Origin of the sequence: Halomonas shengliensis (genome assembly GCF_900104135.1) — a bacterium.
GTDB lineage: Bacteria > Pseudomonadota > Gammaproteobacteria > Pseudomonadales > Halomonadaceae > Halomonas > Halomonas shengliensis.
Genome location: NZ_FNIV01000003.1, coordinates 290,502 through 305,802, shown reverse-complemented (window position 1 = coordinate 305,802; position 15,301 = coordinate 290,502). Strand labels below are relative to the sequence as shown.

Sequence of the window (15,301 nt, the reverse complement as noted above, 5' to 3'; positions counted from 1 at the left end):
GCTTAGCGGCCTCCGCGCTGGCGACGTTCGATGAGGGCCGCCCGCTCGGGGTCGACCCACCAGGCGGCCATGTCCATGCCGTATTCGGGGCCGGGCTCGGGCCAGCCGAACTTGTCCCACACCGCGATACGGGTCTCCCCGGAGTGGTAGTGGGGAATGACGATATGCAGGTGCAGCAGGACGCGGTCCAGCGCCCGGGCCAGGGTGTTGAGCTCCTCACGGCTGTCGGCACGGATCAGTCGGGCCACCAGGTCGTCCACCGCGGGGTGGTCGAGCCCCATGAGGTTGCGGCTCTGGGGCACCTCGGCGAAGTCGCCGGTCCAGAACTCCCGCTGCTCGTTGCCGGGGTTGTTGGACTGGGGGAACTGGCCGATCACCATGTCGAAGTCGAAGCCGCGCAGCCGGTTGAGGTACTGGTTGATATCGACGATGCGGATGCGCCCCTGGATGCCGAGGCGCGCCATGTTTCGCAGCATCGGCTGCACCACCCGCTCAAGGCCGGTGTCGTAGAGCAGCACCTCGAGGGTCAGCGGCTCTCCCGTCTCGCCGTCCACCAGGCGTCCGTCGTCGACCCGGTAGCCCGCCTCGCGCAGCAGCTCTAGGGCCCGGCGCAGGCGCTCGCGCAGGGCGTCGGGCTGCTCCAGGGGCACCGGTTCGGTGAAGACCGCCTCGGGGAGCTCGTCTCGCCAGGGGGCCAGCACCTCGAGCTCGGCGTCGCTCGGCAGCCCCTCGGCGGCCATCTCGGAGTTCTGGAAGAAGCTCTCGGTGCGCCGGTAGGCGTCATAGAAGATGTTGGCGTTGAGCCAGGGGAAATCGAAGGTCAGCGCCAGCGCCTCGCGCACGCGCCGGTCCTGGAACCGCTCCTTGCGCAGGTTGAAGACGAAAGCCTGCATGCGTGCCGGCTGGCCGTCCGGCACCGTGACCTTCCTCACCAGCCCCTCCTCGAAGGCGGGGAAGTCATAGCCGATCGCCCAGGTGGCGGCGCGTGCGTCGATGCGAAAGTCCAGCAGGCCCGCCTTGAAGGCCTCCCAGGCGATGTCGCGGTCACGATAATAGTCATAGACCAGGCGGTCGATGTTGTGGCGGCCGCGATTGACCGGCAGCTGGCGTCCCCAGTAGTCGGGGTCACGTTCATAGACGATGCGCCGCCCCGGGTCGACCTCCGCGATGCGGTAGGGGCCGGAGCCGGGATGGGCATCGAGGGTCGGGGAGGTGAAGTCGCGGCCTTCCCAGTAATGTTTCGGCAGCACCGGCAGCTGGCCGACGATCAGTGGCAGCTCTCGGGAGTGGGTCGAGGCGAAGTCGAAGCGCACGGTGTCGGTGTCCAGCGCCGTCACCGCCTCCACGTCGGCGTAGTAGGCGCCGTAGAAGGGATTGCCCTGTTCGGTGAGCAATTCGAAGCTTAACACCACGTCCTCGGCGGTCACTGGCTCGCCGTCGTGGAAGCGCGCCGCGGGACGCAGGTCGAACTCCACCCACTCGCGTGCTGGATCGAGGCGGATGCCCTCGGCGAGCAGCCCGTAGAGCGAGAAGGGCTCGTCGGGGTTGCCGGCCAGCAGGGTGTCGTAGATCTGCGAGACATCCGCGGCCGGGGTGCCACGGATGATGAAGGGGTTGGTGGAGTCGAAGCTGCCGCCTACCGCCGCCTGGGTCAGGGTGCCGCCGCTGGGCGCCTCGGGGTCGACATAGGGGAAGTGGGCAAAACCCTCCGGCAGCGCCGGCTCGCCGTAGAGCGCCAGGCCATGCACCGTGGGTACCGACTCACCGGCAGGCGAGGCATCCGGCGACTGGGCGCTGGCTAGCGGCGCCAACAGGCTCAGCAGCAGTAGTGTGGTGGTCCGGCGTGACGGTCGAGGCATCCTTGACATCCCGTGTCGACAACGTCGCCGGCCGCTGCCGGCGTCGCTCCTAAGGTCTCAGCGGCGGGCGTGAAAGACAAGTCCCGCCCTCGCCTCACGCCGGGGCCTGCCTCAACGGGAGGCGAGGCTTCGGGTCGGCAGCGTCAGGGCCTGGCCGGGGCGGATCAGGCTGCCGGTGAGGCCGTTGGCCTGGCGGATCTCGTCGACGCTGACCCCCTGGCGGGCGGCGATGGCGGCCAGGGTATCGCCCCGGCGAACCACGTAGCGGTCGTCGCCGGTCTGGGTGCTTGCCAAGGCGGGGGCGGGCGACGCCAGGCGGGCCATGAGCTCGTCGGCGCGCTCGGTGGGCACCAGCAGCACGCGGCCGCCACCCGGCGGCACCACGCCGCCGGTGACGCCGGGGTTGAGCTCGGCCAGCGTCTGGTGGGGCACGCCCGCCAGGCGGGCCGCCTCGTCCAGACGCAGCGGCTGGTTGACGGGAACCTTGGCGAAGGCCGGGGCGTCCTCGATCTCGGGCAGGGCGACCTGGTACTCGTCAGGGTTGGCGATGATGGCGGCGATCGCCTTGAGCTTGGGCACGTAGTCCATGGTCTCGCCGGGCAGCGAGAGGCTCCAGTAGTCGCCGCTCTTGCCCTCGGCCAGCGCCTGGCGACGCGCCCGGTTCACGGTGCCTGCGCCGGCGTTGTAGGCAGCCAGGGAGAGCTGGATGTCGCCGTCGTACCACTGCTCCGCCTGGCCCTCGATATAGTCCAGGGCGGCGCGGGTCGAGGCCACCACATCGAGGCGGCCATCGTAGCCGCGCTGGCGGGCAAGGCCCAGGGCGTCGCCGGTGCGCGGCATGAACTGCCACAGGCCGGCGGCGCCACGATGGGAGCGGGCACCCGGATCGAAGGAGCTCTCGACGAAGGGGATCAGGGCGATCTCGGCGGGCAGGCCGCGCTCCTCGACCCTCTCGATGATCCAGGCGAGCCAGGGACGAGCGCGCTCGGTGATCTCGACGATGTTGTGCGGGGCCTGGCGGTAGTGGTCGATCCACGCCTGCACGCGGGGTCTGTCGATGCCGTCCTGCCACGCGAGGCGGCTTCTCAGCCGGCTCCAGGCGTCACGGGGTTCCAGCGCCAGGGCATCCCAGAAGTGGCGGGCCAGCCCATAGGGTGAGGGCTGGGCCACCTCGCTGGGCTCGATGCCCGCGGTGGCGCGGCGCTCCAGGGTGGAGGCCTGGCTCTGCATGCCGGCACTCATCAGGGCGCCGAGCAGCGCGGCGCTGCTGGCGAAGGCGAACAGCCTGCGGCGGGTGGTGTGGTAGGTCATCCGGTCGTGTTCCTCCAAGGCGCGTGGTTGCCCTCCGGCATGGCCGGAAGGCCGGTAGCGTCCAGGGATCGAGTTCAGAAATTGTCCTTCCAGGCGCGCAGGGTGGCGAAGGTCGCCTCGTCGCTGTCGACGTCGCCATGGGCCGAGGCGGCCTGGCGCACGCCGGCATCCGCCACGCGCAGGAAGGGGTTGATGCGTTTCTCGCGGGCCAGGGACGTGGGCAGCGTGGGGCGCTCGAGCTCCCTGGCACGCTGGCACTCCTCCATGGCCTGGGTCACGTCCGGGTTGTGGGGGTCGGCCGCCTGGGCGAAGCGCAGGTTGGCCAGGGTGTATTCGTGGGCGGCGAACACCAGGGTGTCGTCCGGGAGGGCGGCGAGCTTGCCGAGCGAGGCATGCATCTGCGCCGGGTCGCCCTCGAACAGCCGGCCGCAGCCGGCGCTGAACAGGCTGTCGCCGCCGAACAGCAGCGGGGGAATGCCCGCGGTGAAGAAGGCGATATGGTCCAGGGTATGCCCCGGCACCGCGATCACCTCGAACAGCCGACCCATGACGCGAACCTCGTCGCCCTCGGTGACCGGGGTGTCGATGCCCGCGATGGCGTCGTTGTCGGGGCCGATCACCCGCGGCGAGTAGCGCTTGATCAGCTCGTCCAGGCCACCGGTGTGGTCCTGATGGTGGTGGGTGATCAGCACGGTCGAGAGCGTGAGTCCCTCGCGTTCCAGCAGCTCGATGACCGGGGTGGCGTCGCCGGGGTCGACCACGCAGACCTCGGGGCTCGTGTCCTGGCGCAGAAGCCAGATATAGTTGTCGCTAAACGCGGGAATCGGTGTCACGCTCAACATGGGCGGCTGTCCTGAGTGGGCATGAACGGTTCGCAAAATCCGCCCAATATGAAGAGACGGGAGAGGCATGTCAACCGAGACCAGCGCCCAGCGCCTGGCCGCCCTGGTTCGCGAGGGGCGTCGCTTCTGGTCCACGCCGGAGGGGCAGGTCCTGCGCCAGGCCGAGCGTGCCTGCCTGGGGCCCGCCTGTGAGCGGCTGTTCGGCGCCCACAGCCTGGAGCTCGGCTACGGTGGCCTGCTGGCGGACATGTGCCCGGTGCGCCATTCCCTGGCGTGGGCGCCGACCCGCGAGCTGGCCACGGATCCCTCGACGCTGGTCTGCGTCCCCGAGGCGTTACCGCTCCCCGATGGCTGCCTCAACCTGGTGGTGGTGCATCACCTGCTGGAGGTGGCGCCCGACCCCCATCACCTGCTGCAGGAGGCGGCACGGGTCACCGCCGACACCGGCAAGCTGATCCTGTTCGGCTGGATGCCGTTCTCCGCCGGGGGCCTGGCGCGGCTCTCGCCGGCGCGGCGACGGCGACTGCCGTGGGCCGGCCAGTGGCGCTCGCCGCGTCGCCTGCGCGACTGGCTGGCGTTTGTCGACTTCGAGATCGAGCGGGTAGACTACTGCGGCTTTCACCTGCCCGGCCGGCCGCCCGGCAATGCGCTGCTGGAGACCCTGGGACGTCGCCATAACCTGGCGCTGGGTGACAGCTACATGATCCAGGCCTGCCGGCGCCCACAGCTGGCCCAGCGCCAGGGCAGCCGGCTGCGCTTCGCCGCCCCGCTGGGGGGACCGGCGCTGGGTACCACGCGCCTGGAGCCAGGGCGGGTTGCCCGCCACGAGGGCTCGAGAGCCGAGAAGGAGGCAAGGGGTTGAGTCACTCCGACATCGGCGAGCCTTCGCCGATCACCCTCCTGGCCAAGGCGGCCAAGATTTACCAGCACGGCATGGCGCCGAAACACACCGCATAGGGAGGGCGCATGCGCCAGATCGTTCTCGACACAGAGACCACCGGCATCGATCCCCGCGAGGGCCATCGCCTGATCGAGATCGGCGCGGTGGAGATGGTCAATCGGCGCCTGACCGGGCGCAGCTATCACCAGTACATCAACCCCGAGCGCCCCATCGAGGAGGAGGCGATCTCGGTCCACGGCATCACCAATGAGCGCGTCGCCGACGAGCCGGTGTTCGCCGAGGTGGCCGACGCCTTCTGGGCCTTCATCGAGGGGGCGGAGCTGGTGATCCACAATGCCCCCTTCGACGTCGGCTTCATCGACCACGAGCTGACAAGGCTCAACCGTGTCCGCGGCGAGCCCGCGCTGGGGCCGGTGGCCGAGCACTGCCGCATCCTCGACACCCTGCAACTGGCCCGGGACAAGCATCCCGGCCAGCGCAACAGCCTGGATGCCCTGTGCAAGCGCTACGAGATCGACAACGGCCATCGCGTGCTGCACGGCGCGCTGTTGGACGCCGAGATCCTCGCCGACGTCTACCTGGCGATGACCGGCGGCCAGACCGCGCTGCTGCTCGATCCCAGCGCCGCCAGCGAGGGCAGCGGGGCGCGTGGCATCCAGCGCCGCCCGGTGGCGCTCGAGCCCGGTCGGCTGGCCGTCACCGCCCCGAGCGAGGCGGAGCTCGATGCCCATCGCCACAAGCTGGCGCGGATCCGCGAGTCGGCGGGGGAGTGCGTTTGGGATGGCGTCGAGGGGATTCCCCACTGATGCTGCGTCGCGAACTGCCGCTGGAGGCTAGCTCGGGGCAGGTGATTCGTCTCGCCGAGGGGCGCATCGCTCCGGCCCCGGATGGCGGGGTGCTGCAGCCGGCGATGCCCTGGACGGCGGCGATGCAGCCGCTGGCCTACTGGCACGACGCCCCGGTGGCGCTCAGCCTGGAGGAGCGCGCCGGCGACGACTGGCCGGCCGGGCGCGACTGGCTCTCCCGCCTGCCCGAGTCGCACTTCCCGCTGGTCTCGACGGCGCTCCAGGTCGGGGCCTGGCTGCGCGACCACCGCTTCTGCGGGCGCTGTGGCGCCCCGGCGGAGCGTCTCGACGCCGAGTTCGCCATGCACTGCCACGCCTGCGGGCATCGCAACTACCCGCGCATCTCGCCCTGCATCATCACCCTGGTGACCCACGGCGATGCCCTGCTGCTGGCGCGTAGCCCGCGTTTCCCGCCGGGTCGCTACTCGACCCTGGCCGGCTTCATCGAGCCGGGGGAGAGTGCCGAGGAGGCGGTGCGTCGGGAGATCTTCGAGGAGGTCGGGCTCGCCGTGGGGCGCATCCGCTACTTCCGCAGCCAGCCCTGGCCCTTCCCCCATTCGCTGATGCTGGGCTTCTTCGCCGAGGCCGCCAGCCGCCGGATTCGCATCGACGGCCAGGAGATCGTCGATGCCGCCTGGTTCTCCCCGCGCCGGCTGCCTGCGCTGCCGCCCCTCTACTCCATCTCGCGGGCGTTGATCGAGACCCACCTGGCCGAGGTGGCGGCGCGCTAGCCGGCGGGCGGGGCAGGGTGCCCCGTCCGCCGCGGCCTCAGCCTTTCGGGAACAGGCGGGTCAGCTGGGTGGCCAGCATGACGTTGCCGGTGGCCTTGAGCTTGCCGGTCATGAAGGCGGTCATGCCGTTGACCTCGCCGCTCATCAGCCCCTTGAGGGTATCGGTGCTCATGCTCAGGCTGACGGAGGGATCCTCGTGCTCCCCCTCCTCGACGGCGAGCTCGCCGTCCCGGATCACCAGGTAGTGGCTGGCGGCGTCATCGAAGTGGAACTGGAAGACCTCGTCCATGCCGCTGGCGGCCTGGGGGTCGAAGCGCGCGATCAGGGTGTCGAGGGTGGACTGGCTCATGTGCGGGGCTCCTGATGGGACGGGTGAAGCGCGAGGGTATTTCAAACAACTGTTTCAATCAAGCGGGCCGGCCCCACGACCAGGCGGTTCCCGGCCGGCGAGACCCGTGAGGAGGCAAGATGGGTGAGTGGCTTTCGGATTTCGGCATGTTCCTGGCGCAGCTGCTGAGCCTGGCGGTGATCGTCGGGCTCGCTGTCGCGGTGGCGGCGCGGCTGCGCGGCGAGGGCGGCGACGAGGCGCGGCTCAAGGTCGAGGAGCTCAACCGCGGGCGTGGCGCCCGCACTCGCCGCCTGCGCCTGGCGGCCAGCGAACCCGGTGCGCGCAAGCGGCTTGTCAAGGCGTTTCGCCGCGAGGACAAGCGCCAGGCCAAGGCCGGCAAGGGCCGATCTGGCAAGGATGAGAGCGATGCGCATGCCGCGACCCTCTGGCTGCTGGACTTCCATGGCGATATCCGGGCCAGCGGCACCGGGCGCTTCGCCGAGGAGATCTCGGCGGTGATCTCCGCCGCCGAGCCCGGTGACGAGGTGGTGGTGCGCCTGGAATCCGCCGGCGGCCTGGTGCATGCCTACGGGCTCGCCGCCGCCGAGCTGGATCGCCTGCGCGAGGCGGGGCTCACCACCACGGTCTGCGTCGACAAGGTGGCCGCCAGCGGCGGCTACCTGATGGCTTGCGGGGCAGACAGCGTACGCGCCGCGCCGCTCGCCGTGCTGGGCTCCATCGGCGTCGTCGCCCAGGTGCCCAACGTCCATCGCCTGCTCAAGCGCCACGACATCGACGTGGACGTGCTCACCGCCGGCCGCTACAAGCGCACCCTCACGGTGCTGGGCGAGAACACCGAGGAGGGGCGCGAGAAGTTCGTCGAGGATCTCGAGCGCACTCATGAGCTGTTCAAGCGCCACGTCGCCGAGCGGCGCCCGGGGCTGGATATGGAGACGATCGCCACCGGCGAGATCTGGTACGGCAGCGAGGCGCTGGAGAAGGGGCTGATCGACGCCCTGGGCACCAGCGAGGCCTATCTGGTGGAGCGCATGGCGTCGGCGCGGGTGATACGGGTGCGGCTTGAGCCGCCGCGGCGACTGGGGGAGCGCCTGAGCCTGGCGGTCGCGGCCGGAGTCGAGCGTGCCCTGCTGCGCGGCGCCGAGGCCCTCGATGCCAGCCGCTGGCTGAAGCGCTAGGAGGGCAGGGCGGTCAGCCCTGGGCCAGGCCGAGCTCCACCAGGGTGGCGATGATGCGGCGGGCACTCTCGCCCTGCAACGAGTAGTAGATGGTCTGGGAGGCGCGGCGGGTAGTGACCAGCTCCTCCCGGCGCAGGATGGCCAGGTGCTGGGAGAGTGCCGACTGGCTCAGCGCCAGGTGGCCATTGAGCTCGGTGACGGACATCTCGCCGTCGTCGAGCAGGCACAGGATTCGCAGCCGGTTGTCGTTGGCCATGGCCTTGAGCAGGGCGGTGGCGCGGTCGATGGCGCCGCCCCCCTCGATGAGTCGTGCTGCCTCGCTGCTCGGCGTGTGCATGGGCCCTCCCCGCGCTGACGGTGGTGTCGGGCGGACGCGTTCGCCTGCCCGTATATTGTGGTTTCCTCAAGCATAGCCCAGGCCCGCGTTGCCGTGTGCGTTGATTTGGCGTCTTTCGGCGTGCTTCCTCGTCCTGGTTGTTGACAATAACGCTACAAGCCTTGCGCCTTTCGTCGCAAATTAGCCTATCGTATGAGGGTAACTCGGCAGCGGTGCTTTACAGTGTCAACAATCACCCGTGACCGGACCGCGAAAGGAACCCCATGAGCCGCTATACCGACGAATTCCGCCGTTCCATCGACCATCCCGAGGCGTTCTGGGCCGAGCAGGCCCGGCGCATCCCCTGGTTCAAGGCGCCCGAGCGCATCCTCGAGTACGACGAGGCCAACCATGCCCGCTGGTTCGCCGACGGCGAGCTCAACATCGCCCACGCCGCCCTCGACCACCATGTCGAGCAGGGACGCGGCGACCAGCCGGCTCTCTACTGGGACTCCCCGGTCACCGACAGCAAGAGCACCCTGACCTTCCGCGAGATGCGCGACCAGGTGGCGAGTTTCGCCGGCGCGCTGCGCGACCTCGGTGTGGAAAAGGGCGACCGGGTGGTGATCTACATGCCCATGGTGCCCGAGGCGCTGGTGGCCATGTACGCCTGTGCCCGCCTGGGGGCCGTGCACTCCGTGGTGTTCGGCGGCTTCGCCCCGCATGAGCTGGCGGTTCGTATCGAGGACGCCACGCCCAAGGTGGTGGTCGCCGCCTCCTGCGGCGTCGAGGTCAACAAGGTGCTGCCCTACAAGCCGATCGTCGATGCCGCCATCGAGCAGAGTGCCCACAAGCCGGATGCCTGCGTGGTGTTCCAGCGCGAGCAGCATGTCGCCGAGCTGGGTGCGCGGGACCACGACTGGGCCACCCTCGTCGCCAAGGCCGAGCCTGCCGACTGTGTGCCGGTCAAGGGGACCGATCCCCTCTATGTGCTCTACACCTCCGGTACCACCGGCAAGCCCAAGGGCGTGGTGCGCGACACCGGCGGCTATGCGGTGGCGCTGGCCTACTCCATGGACGTGATCTACGACGTCGAGCCCGGCGAGGTGTTCTTCTCCGCCTCCGACGTCGGCTGGGTGGTGGGCCACTCCTACATCGTCTATGCGCCGCTGCTGCGCGGGGCCACCTCGGTGGTCTACGAGGGCAAGCCGGTCAAGACCCCGGATGCCGGCGCCTTCTGGCGCCTGATCGAGGAGTATCGGGTCAAGAGTTTCTTCACCGCCCCCACCGCCTTCCGCGCGATCAAGAAGGAGGATCCGGACGGCAAGCACCTGGCGAACTACGACATCTCCAGCCTCAAGGCGCTGTTCCTGGCCGGCGAGCGGCTGGACCCGCCGACCTTCCACTGGCTGGATGACCTGCTCGAGGTGCCGGTGATCGATCACTGGTGGCAGACCGAGACCGGCTGGCCGATCGCCGCCAACCTGCACGGCCTGGAGCCGATGCCCACCAAGGCGGGCAGCGCCACCGTGCCGGTGCCGGGCTTCGACGTGCAGATCCTCGACCGCGAGGGGGAGCCGATGGGCCCCATGGAGCAGGGCAGCGTGGTGATCAAGCAGCCCATGCCGCCCGGCTGCCTGGTGGGCGTGTGGGGCGACCCCCAGCGCTTCCATGCGGCCTACATGGCGGCCTTCCCGGGCTACTACCTGACCGGTGACGGCGGCTATATCGACGAGGATGGCTACCTGTTCATCATGGGCCGCACCGATGACGTCATCAACGTGGCCGGCCACCGTCTCTCCACCGGCGAGATGGAGGAGGTCGTGGGGGCCCATCCGGCGGTGGCCGAGTGCGCGGTGATCGGCATCCACGACGCCCTCAAGGGACAGCTGCCGGTCGGCCTGGTGATCCCCAAGGATGGCTTCGACGGCCGCGAGGTGGAGCTCGAGGAGGAGCTGATCGCCCTGGTGCGGGACAAGATCGGTCCCATCGCCTGCTTCAAGCAGGTGCTGGTGGTGGACCGCCTGCCCAAGACCCGTTCCGGCAAGATCCTGCGCAAGCTGCTGCGCAACATCGCCGACGGCAAGGAGTTCGGGATTCCCTCTACCATCGATGACCCGGCGAGCCTGGAGGAGGTCCACGATGCCATGAAGGCACGCGAGGTGGGGGCCGCCCACGAGGCCCGCCAGGTCTGAGCCTGCCTGCCGTCTGCCTCATGCCGCGCCGCCCTTAGGGGCGGCGCGGCGTGTTTGCGGGGCAGGGCGCATGGCCAGTCGGCGGTCGAGCCCGTATAATGCGCCGCGCCGGCGACCGCCGGCCCCGACGTTCAAGAGGGTTCCCTCACCCCTCCCGCAAAAAAGGATCCGAGATGTTCGTGCTCTCCCCGCTACAGTATCGCCGCTGCCTGGCGCTGCTCATCACCTTCCATATCGCCATCATCGCCGCCAGCAACTATCTGGTGCAGCTACCCTTTACCCTGTTCGGCTTCCATACCACCTGGGGTGCCTTCAGCTTCCCGTTCATCTTCCTGGCCACCGACCTTACCGTGCGCCTGTTCGGCAAGGAGCCGGCGCGGGCCATCATCATGCGGGTGATGCTGCCGGCGCTGGCGATCTCCTACGCCGTCTCGGTGATCTTTCCGCGTGGCAGCTTCGCCGGGCTGGAGGCGCTGGGGGAGTGGAACCTGTTCGTCGCCCGCATCGCCGTGGCCAGCTTCATGGCCTACGTGCTGGGGCAGCTGCTCGACGTCCACGTCTTCGATCGCCTGCGCCGCCTGCGCGCCTGGTGGGTAGCGCCGGCGCTCTCCACGGTGGTCGGCAACCTGGCCGACACCTTCGCCTTCTTCTCCATTGCCTTCCACCGCAGCCCCGACCCGTTCATGGCGGCCAACTGGCTGGAGATCGCCGCGGTGGACTACGTCTGCAAGCTGGTCATCAGCCTGCTCTTCTTCCTGCCTCTCTATGGCGTGCTGCTGGCCTGGCTGAGCCGTCGGCTGGTGGCCGTCACCGGCCGCGAGGACGTGGCGCCCGAGGTGGCCCGCGCCCGCTCCTGATCCCCTGAACGAGGTGTTGCCCATGTCGATCGAGCTCAACCATCTGGATACCGGCGGCGAGGGCGTGCCGCTGGTGGTGATCCACGGCCTGTTCGGCAGCGCCGACAACTGGCGCTCCCACCTCAAGGCGTGGGAGGGGCGGCGGCGAGTGATTGCGGTCGACCTGCGCAACCATGGCCGCTCGCCCCATGCCGAGGGGATGGGCTACGCGGCGATGGCCGAGGACGTGGCGGCGCTGCTGGATCGGCTCGAGATCGCGCGCTGCCACCTGCTGGGCCACTCCATGGGCGGCAAGGTCGCCATCAGCCTGGCGCGCCTGGCGCCCGAGCGCATCGCCTCGCTGATCGTCGCCGATATCGCCCCGGTGGCCTACGGCCACGACCACGACAGCGTCTTCGCCGCCCTGCGTCGCGTGGAGGCCGGAGCGCCGACCAATCGTCGCGAGGCCGATGCGCTGCTCGCCGAGCACGTCGCCGAGAAGCCGGTGCGCCTCTTCCTGGCCACCAACCTGATGAGGGGCGAGGGCAACGTGCTCGCGCTGTGCCTGGGTCTCGACGAGATCCAGGCCGACTACGAGTCGATCATGGGCGAACCGGCGGGCCACGAGCCCTTCGCGGGCCCCACCCTGGTGCTGCGCGGTAGCGCCTCCCACTACGTGGACGATGAGCACCTGCCGGCCCTGCGCCGGGTGCTGCCCGAGGCCGAGATCGTCACTCTGGAGGCGGGCCACTGGCTGCACGCCGAGCAGCCCGAGGCCTTCCGTGAGGCGATCGACGCCTTCCTGGCGCGGCACGACGCCAGCGCCTGAGCCTCACTCGGCGCCGAGGTCCACCGCCAGTTGTTCCAGTGGGTGGGGAGCCTCGATCACCCCCTGCTCCTGGAGCAGCGCTTCCATGCGCCGGTAGCGCCCCGCATCCAGCGCCGCCGGCTGGGCGCTCAGGCGCATCAGCACCGCCGGCCAGGCGTCGCGGTTGGCGGGCGTGTCGAGGGTGGGCTCCAGCGCCACCAGCTTGTCCCAGGCCGCGTCCGGTTCCTCGATCATCCATAGCGTGGTGTCGCGCAGGATTGCCACCAGCTCGTCGAGGGGGCCGCGCAGGCGGGCGAGTCGATCGCGATTGGCGACCAGGATCAGGCCGTCGTGCACCGGCACGCCGTGCTCCTCCAGCCGGAACAGCCGGGTGGCCACGCCGCGATCCGCTAGTTGACGAGGCAGGGCGAGGCGCACGGGGGTGATCACCCCGTCCAGGTCCTGCTCGGACAGGGCGGTAGCCAGGGTGAAGCCGGTCTCGGCGAGGGCGACCTCGTCGACGGCGATGCCATGGGGAAGGAGCAGGGCCGGCAGCAGCAGGTCCCGTGCTGCTTCGGTCGCGACGCCCAGGCGCCGCCCGGCCAGCGACTCGGGACCCCGGCCGGCGCGTGACTCGCGCATCACCAGCCCCGCCAGGGGGGTATCCACCAGGGTGGCCACGCGCACCAGCGGCTTGCCGCGCGCCACCTGCAGGTGCAGCTGCGGCTGGTGGGTGAGGGCGAGGTCGACCAGGCCGGCACCGAGCAGGCGCAGCGGGGCGGCGGGATCCGCCGGGCGCTGGATCTCGAGGCTGAGCCCCTCACGCCGAGGCAGGCCGTTGCCGGCGGCCAGCAGCAGGGGGGCCTGATGGAGGCTCGGGTACCAGTCGAGCATGATGGTCAGGGTGTCGAGTGGCGGTGGCTCGAGGGGTTCCGGAGGGGCGTGGACGACGCTTGGCACCTCCGCCACCGGCGCCCCCTCTTCGGCGTTCGGCGACGGTGAGGCGGGCAGGGTGGCTTGTGCCGCGGAGGTCTCCGTGGCGTCATCCGCCGGCGCTGTTTCGTCGCCTGGCGAGGGGCCCAGGTCGGGGACCATGACCTCGCTGTCCAGGGTCAGCGGCGGCGGCGCCTCGAGGGCGGCCTCGGTCTCGGCCCAAGCGGGGGAGAGCGACGACAGCAACAGCGCGACAAGCAGCGGGGCGAGTCGCGTTCGTCGCCCGCAGGCATCGGCGGCAGGGTGGGGCATTCGCAGGCTCCGTGGCGAAGACGATGACGCAGGCCGGCGGCAAGTGTATCCGCGGCGTCCGTTGGCTGACCAGTCGCGCCGGCCGACATCGCGCCGCCATGGGCCGCATGCGATAATGCCACCATTGCCATCGAGAGGATGCCATGGACGTCATCAACACCCTTTTCATTCTTAGTGGCCTGCTCATCGCGCTGAGCGTGCTGGGCAGTCGCCTCTCTAGCCTGGTGGGCTTGCCACTCCTGCTGATCTTCCTCGGTCTCGGCATGCTGGCGGGCGAGCAGGGCATCCTCGGCATCGAATTCGACAATTATTCGTTGGCCTTTGTCATCGGGCATCTGGCGTTGGCCATGATCCTGCTGGATGGCGGCCTGCGCACGCGGCTCAAGACCTTTCGCGTCGCCTTTCGGCCCGCCCTGACGCTCGCCTCGGTGGGGGTGTTCATCACCAGTGGCCTGGTCGGTGTCTTCGCCATGTGGGTCTTCGACCTCTCCCTGGTGCAGGGGCTGCTGGTGGGGGCGATCGTGGGCTCCACGGATGCCGCGGCAGTGTTCTCGATGCTCAGTGGCCGGGGCCTCAACCTCAACGAACGGGTCGGGGCGACCCTGGAGATCGAGTCGGGCACCAACGATCCGATGGCGATCTTCCTCACCCTGGTGCTGGTCTCCTTGCTGGCCGGTGAAGTGGGGGGGCCGCTCGATACGCTCCTGCTGCTGGTGGAACAGTTCGGCCTGGGGGTTGCCCTTGGCCTCGGCGGAGGCTGGCTGAGCGCGCGGCTGCTGCGCTGGGTCGACCTGGCTCCGGGCCTCTACTCGCTGCTCGCCCTGGCGCTCGGCTTCTGCATCTTCGGGCTGACCAGCCTGCTGGGCGGCAGCGGCTTCCTGGCGATCTACCTGGCCGGTCTGATGATCGGCAACCAGAAGGGGCGCCACCTGAACTTTATCCTGCCGGTCCATGACGGCCTGGCGTGGCTCAGTCAGATCGGCCTCTTCCTGGTGCTGGGGCTGCTGGTCACGCCGACGGACCTGGTCGACTACCTGCTTCCGGCCGGGATGGTCGGCCTGGTACTGATCTTCGTGGCGCGTCCCATCGCCGTGGTCGTGGCGCTCAAGCCCTTCTTCAAGTTTCGCTGGCGCGAGATCGGCTTCATCTCCTGGGTGGGGCTGCGCGGCGCGGTGCCCATCGTGCTGGCGATCTTCCCGGTGATCGGTGGGGTGGAGGATGCAGCCCTCTACTTCAACGTGGCCTTCGCGGTGGTGCTGCTGTCGCTGCTGGTGCAGGGCAGCACGCTCTCGGTGATGGCGCGCTGGACGAAGGTGCTGATGCCGAGCTCCGTGTCACCCAACCATCGTGGCCCACTGGGCATCCTGCCCGAGAACGACTACGAGATGTTCGTCTACCGGGTGGAGAACCAGGACCTGGCCGACGTGCCCATCCGCCTGCTGCGCTTTCCCTCCGGGGCGCTGATCTCGGCGCTCTTCCGCGAGCATGCCATGCTCCACCCCAAGGGCAGTACACGCCTGCAGCTTGGCGACGTGCTCTGTGTCATCGGGCGCAGCGAGGACCTCCCGGCGCTCAACCGGCTGTTCAATGGCGAGGCCAAGCTCAAGCAGGAACGCGCCTTCTTCGGCACCTTCACCTTCGATGGGGAGGCGAGGATGCAGGAGGTCGCCGAGGCCTACGGGCTGACCCTGAGCCCCGGCGAACGCGATATGACCCTGGGCGAGTTCGTGGCGCTGCGCGTCGGCGGCCACCCGGTGGTGGGCGATGATGTCGACTGGCATGGCATCCACTGGGTGGTCAGCGAGATGGAGGGCAACCGTGTCACCCGGGTCGGCCTGCGGCTCTATTGAACCGCGGCTAACGTCTTGATCGCACGCCGCTCTTGACC

The 15,301-nt window shown here is 69.6% G+C and carries 14 protein-coding genes; 8 read left to right on the top strand and 6 right to left on the bottom strand.

Features of this window, described 5'->3' with window-relative positions; all coding sequences use genetic code 11:
* Positions 1-2: 2 nt before the first annotated feature.
* From BLP95_RS06450 to gloB, 3 genes are all read right to left on the bottom strand, one after another.
* Positions 3-1,859: an extracellular solute-binding protein gene (locus BLP95_RS06450; protein WP_089677574.1), complete on the bottom strand. Its 1,857-nt coding sequence runs from the start codon at positions 1,857-1,859 to the stop codon at positions 3-5.
* 111 nt (positions 1,860-1,970) lie between these two features.
* Positions 1,971-3,170 carry a transglycosylase SLT domain-containing protein gene (locus BLP95_RS06445; RefSeq protein WP_089677573.1) on the bottom strand — a complete coding sequence of 400 codons (1,200 nt, stop codon included), beginning with the start codon at positions 3,168-3,170 and terminating at the stop codon, positions 1,971-1,973.
* Positions 3,171-3,244: 74 nt separating this feature from the next.
* A complete protein-coding gene (gene gloB, locus BLP95_RS06440; protein WP_089677572.1) occupies positions 3,245-4,012 on the bottom strand; it encodes a hydroxyacylglutathione hydrolase in 768 nt (255 codons plus the stop codon).
* Positions 4,013-4,079: 67 nt separating this feature from the next.
* Here gloB and BLP95_RS06435 point away from each other — a divergent pair, with 67 nt between their 5' ends.
* The 3 genes from BLP95_RS06435 (at position 4,080) to nudC (ending at position 6,489) form a co-directional block, all read left to right on the top strand.
* Positions 4,080-4,874 (top strand): methyltransferase domain-containing protein, encoded by a 795-nt coding sequence (locus BLP95_RS06435; RefSeq protein ID WP_089677571.1) that lies wholly within the window; start codon positions 4,080-4,082, stop codon positions 4,872-4,874.
* Positions 4,875-4,978: 104 nt separating this feature from the next.
* Entirely contained in the window at positions 4,979-5,719 is a 741-nt protein-coding gene (dnaQ, locus tag BLP95_RS06430) for a DNA polymerase III subunit epsilon (protein WP_089677570.1), read from the top strand.
* Positions 5,719-6,489 (top strand): NAD(+) diphosphatase, encoded by a 771-nt coding sequence (gene nudC / locus BLP95_RS06425; RefSeq protein ID WP_089677569.1) that lies wholly within the window; start codon positions 5,719-5,721, stop codon positions 6,487-6,489. Before dnaQ ends, nudC begins: the two co-directional genes overlap by 1 nt.
* A gap of 37 nt (positions 6,490-6,526) precedes the next feature.
* On the opposite strand, the gene BLP95_RS06420 is transcribed toward nudC, so the two are convergent.
* Positions 6,527-6,838, bottom strand: a complete 312-nt coding sequence (locus tag BLP95_RS06420; protein WP_089677568.1) for an SCP2 sterol-binding domain-containing protein — start codon at positions 6,836-6,838, stop codon at positions 6,527-6,529.
* A 119-nt stretch (positions 6,839-6,957) separates the two neighbouring features.
* Here BLP95_RS06420 and sohB point away from each other — a divergent pair, with 119 nt between their 5' ends.
* Positions 6,958-8,013 (top strand): protease SohB, encoded by a 1,056-nt coding sequence (gene sohB / locus BLP95_RS06415; RefSeq protein ID WP_089677567.1) that lies wholly within the window; start codon positions 6,958-6,960, stop codon positions 8,011-8,013.
* A gap of 13 nt (positions 8,014-8,026) precedes the next feature.
* On the opposite strand, the gene BLP95_RS06410 is transcribed toward sohB, so the two are convergent.
* Complete coding sequence (locus BLP95_RS06410; protein ID WP_023005440.1) at positions 8,027-8,350, bottom strand: ArsR/SmtB family transcription factor; 324 nt, start codon at positions 8,348-8,350, stop codon at positions 8,027-8,029.
* A gap of 263 nt (positions 8,351-8,613) precedes the next feature.
* On the opposite strand from BLP95_RS06410, the gene BLP95_RS06405 reads away from it, so the two are divergent.
* The 3 genes from BLP95_RS06405 to BLP95_RS06395 all read left to right on the top strand — a co-directional run bounded on the left by BLP95_RS06405 (position 8,614) and on the right by BLP95_RS06395 (position 12,189).
* The gene (locus BLP95_RS06405; RefSeq protein ID WP_089677566.1) at positions 8,614-10,524 is read left to right on the top strand and encodes a propionyl-CoA synthetase; all 1,911 of its coding nucleotides are present in this window, start codon (positions 8,614-8,616) and stop codon (positions 10,522-10,524) included.
* Positions 10,525-10,697: 173 nt separating this feature from the next.
* Positions 10,698-11,381: a 7-cyano-7-deazaguanine/7-aminomethyl-7-deazaguanine transporter gene (locus BLP95_RS06400; RefSeq protein ID WP_089677565.1), complete on the top strand. Its 684-nt coding sequence runs from the start codon at positions 10,698-10,700 to the stop codon at positions 11,379-11,381.
* Positions 11,382-11,403: 22 nt separating this feature from the next.
* A complete protein-coding gene (locus BLP95_RS06395) occupies positions 11,404-12,189 on the top strand; it encodes an alpha/beta fold hydrolase (protein WP_089677564.1) in 786 nt (261 codons plus the stop codon).
* Positions 12,190-12,192: 3 nt separating this feature from the next.
* On the opposite strand, the gene BLP95_RS06390 is transcribed toward BLP95_RS06395, so the two are convergent.
* On the bottom strand, positions 12,193-13,413 hold the full coding sequence (locus BLP95_RS06390) for an ABC transporter substrate-binding protein (protein WP_089677563.1): 1,221 nt from the start codon (positions 13,411-13,413) through the stop codon (positions 12,193-12,195).
* A 143-nt stretch (positions 13,414-13,556) separates the two neighbouring features.
* On the opposite strand from BLP95_RS06390, the gene BLP95_RS06385 reads away from it, so the two are divergent.
* Positions 13,557-15,263: a potassium/proton antiporter gene (locus BLP95_RS06385; protein ID WP_089677562.1), complete on the top strand. Its 1,707-nt coding sequence runs from the start codon at positions 13,557-13,559 to the stop codon at positions 15,261-15,263.
* The last annotated feature ends 38 nt before the right edge of the window (positions 15,264-15,301 follow it).

Bases quoted from the DNA above. Each gene is read 5' to 3' on its own strand.
- BLP95_RS06450 (WP_089677574.1), bottom strand. From the start codon at position 1,859: ATGCCTCGACCGTCACGCCGGACCACCACACTACTGCTGCTGAGCCTG.
- BLP95_RS06445 (WP_089677573.1), bottom strand. From the start codon at position 3,170: ATGACCTACCACACCACCCGCCGCAGGCTGTTCGCCTTCGCCAGCAGC.
- gloB (WP_089677572.1), bottom strand. From the start codon at position 4,012: ATGTTGAGCGTGACACCGATTCCCGCGTTTAGCGACAACTATATCTGG.
- BLP95_RS06435 (WP_089677571.1), top strand. From the start codon at position 4,080: ATGTCAACCGAGACCAGCGCCCAGCGCCTGGCCGCCCTGGTTCGCGAG.
- dnaQ (WP_089677570.1), top strand. From the start codon at position 4,979: ATGCGCCAGATCGTTCTCGACACAGAGACCACCGGCATCGATCCCCGC.
- nudC (WP_089677569.1), top strand. From the start codon at position 5,719: ATGCTGCGTCGCGAACTGCCGCTGGAGGCTAGCTCGGGGCAGGTGATT.
- BLP95_RS06420 (WP_089677568.1), bottom strand. From the start codon at position 6,838: ATGAGCCAGTCCACCCTCGACACCCTGATCGCGCGCTTCGACCCCCAG.
- sohB (WP_089677567.1), top strand. From the start codon at position 6,958: ATGGGTGAGTGGCTTTCGGATTTCGGCATGTTCCTGGCGCAGCTGCTG.
- BLP95_RS06410 (WP_023005440.1), bottom strand. From the start codon at position 8,350: ATGCACACGCCGAGCAGCGAGGCAGCACGACTCATCGAGGGGGGCGGC.
- BLP95_RS06405 (WP_089677566.1), top strand. From the start codon at position 8,614: ATGAGCCGCTATACCGACGAATTCCGCCGTTCCATCGACCATCCCGAG.
- BLP95_RS06400 (WP_089677565.1), top strand. From the start codon at position 10,698: ATGTTCGTGCTCTCCCCGCTACAGTATCGCCGCTGCCTGGCGCTGCTC.
- BLP95_RS06395 (WP_089677564.1), top strand. From the start codon at position 11,404: ATGTCGATCGAGCTCAACCATCTGGATACCGGCGGCGAGGGCGTGCCG.
- BLP95_RS06390 (WP_089677563.1), bottom strand. From the start codon at position 13,413: ATGCCCCACCCTGCCGCCGATGCCTGCGGGCGACGAACGCGACTCGCC.
- BLP95_RS06385 (WP_089677562.1), top strand. From the start codon at position 13,557: ATGGACGTCATCAACACCCTTTTCATTCTTAGTGGCCTGCTCATCGCG.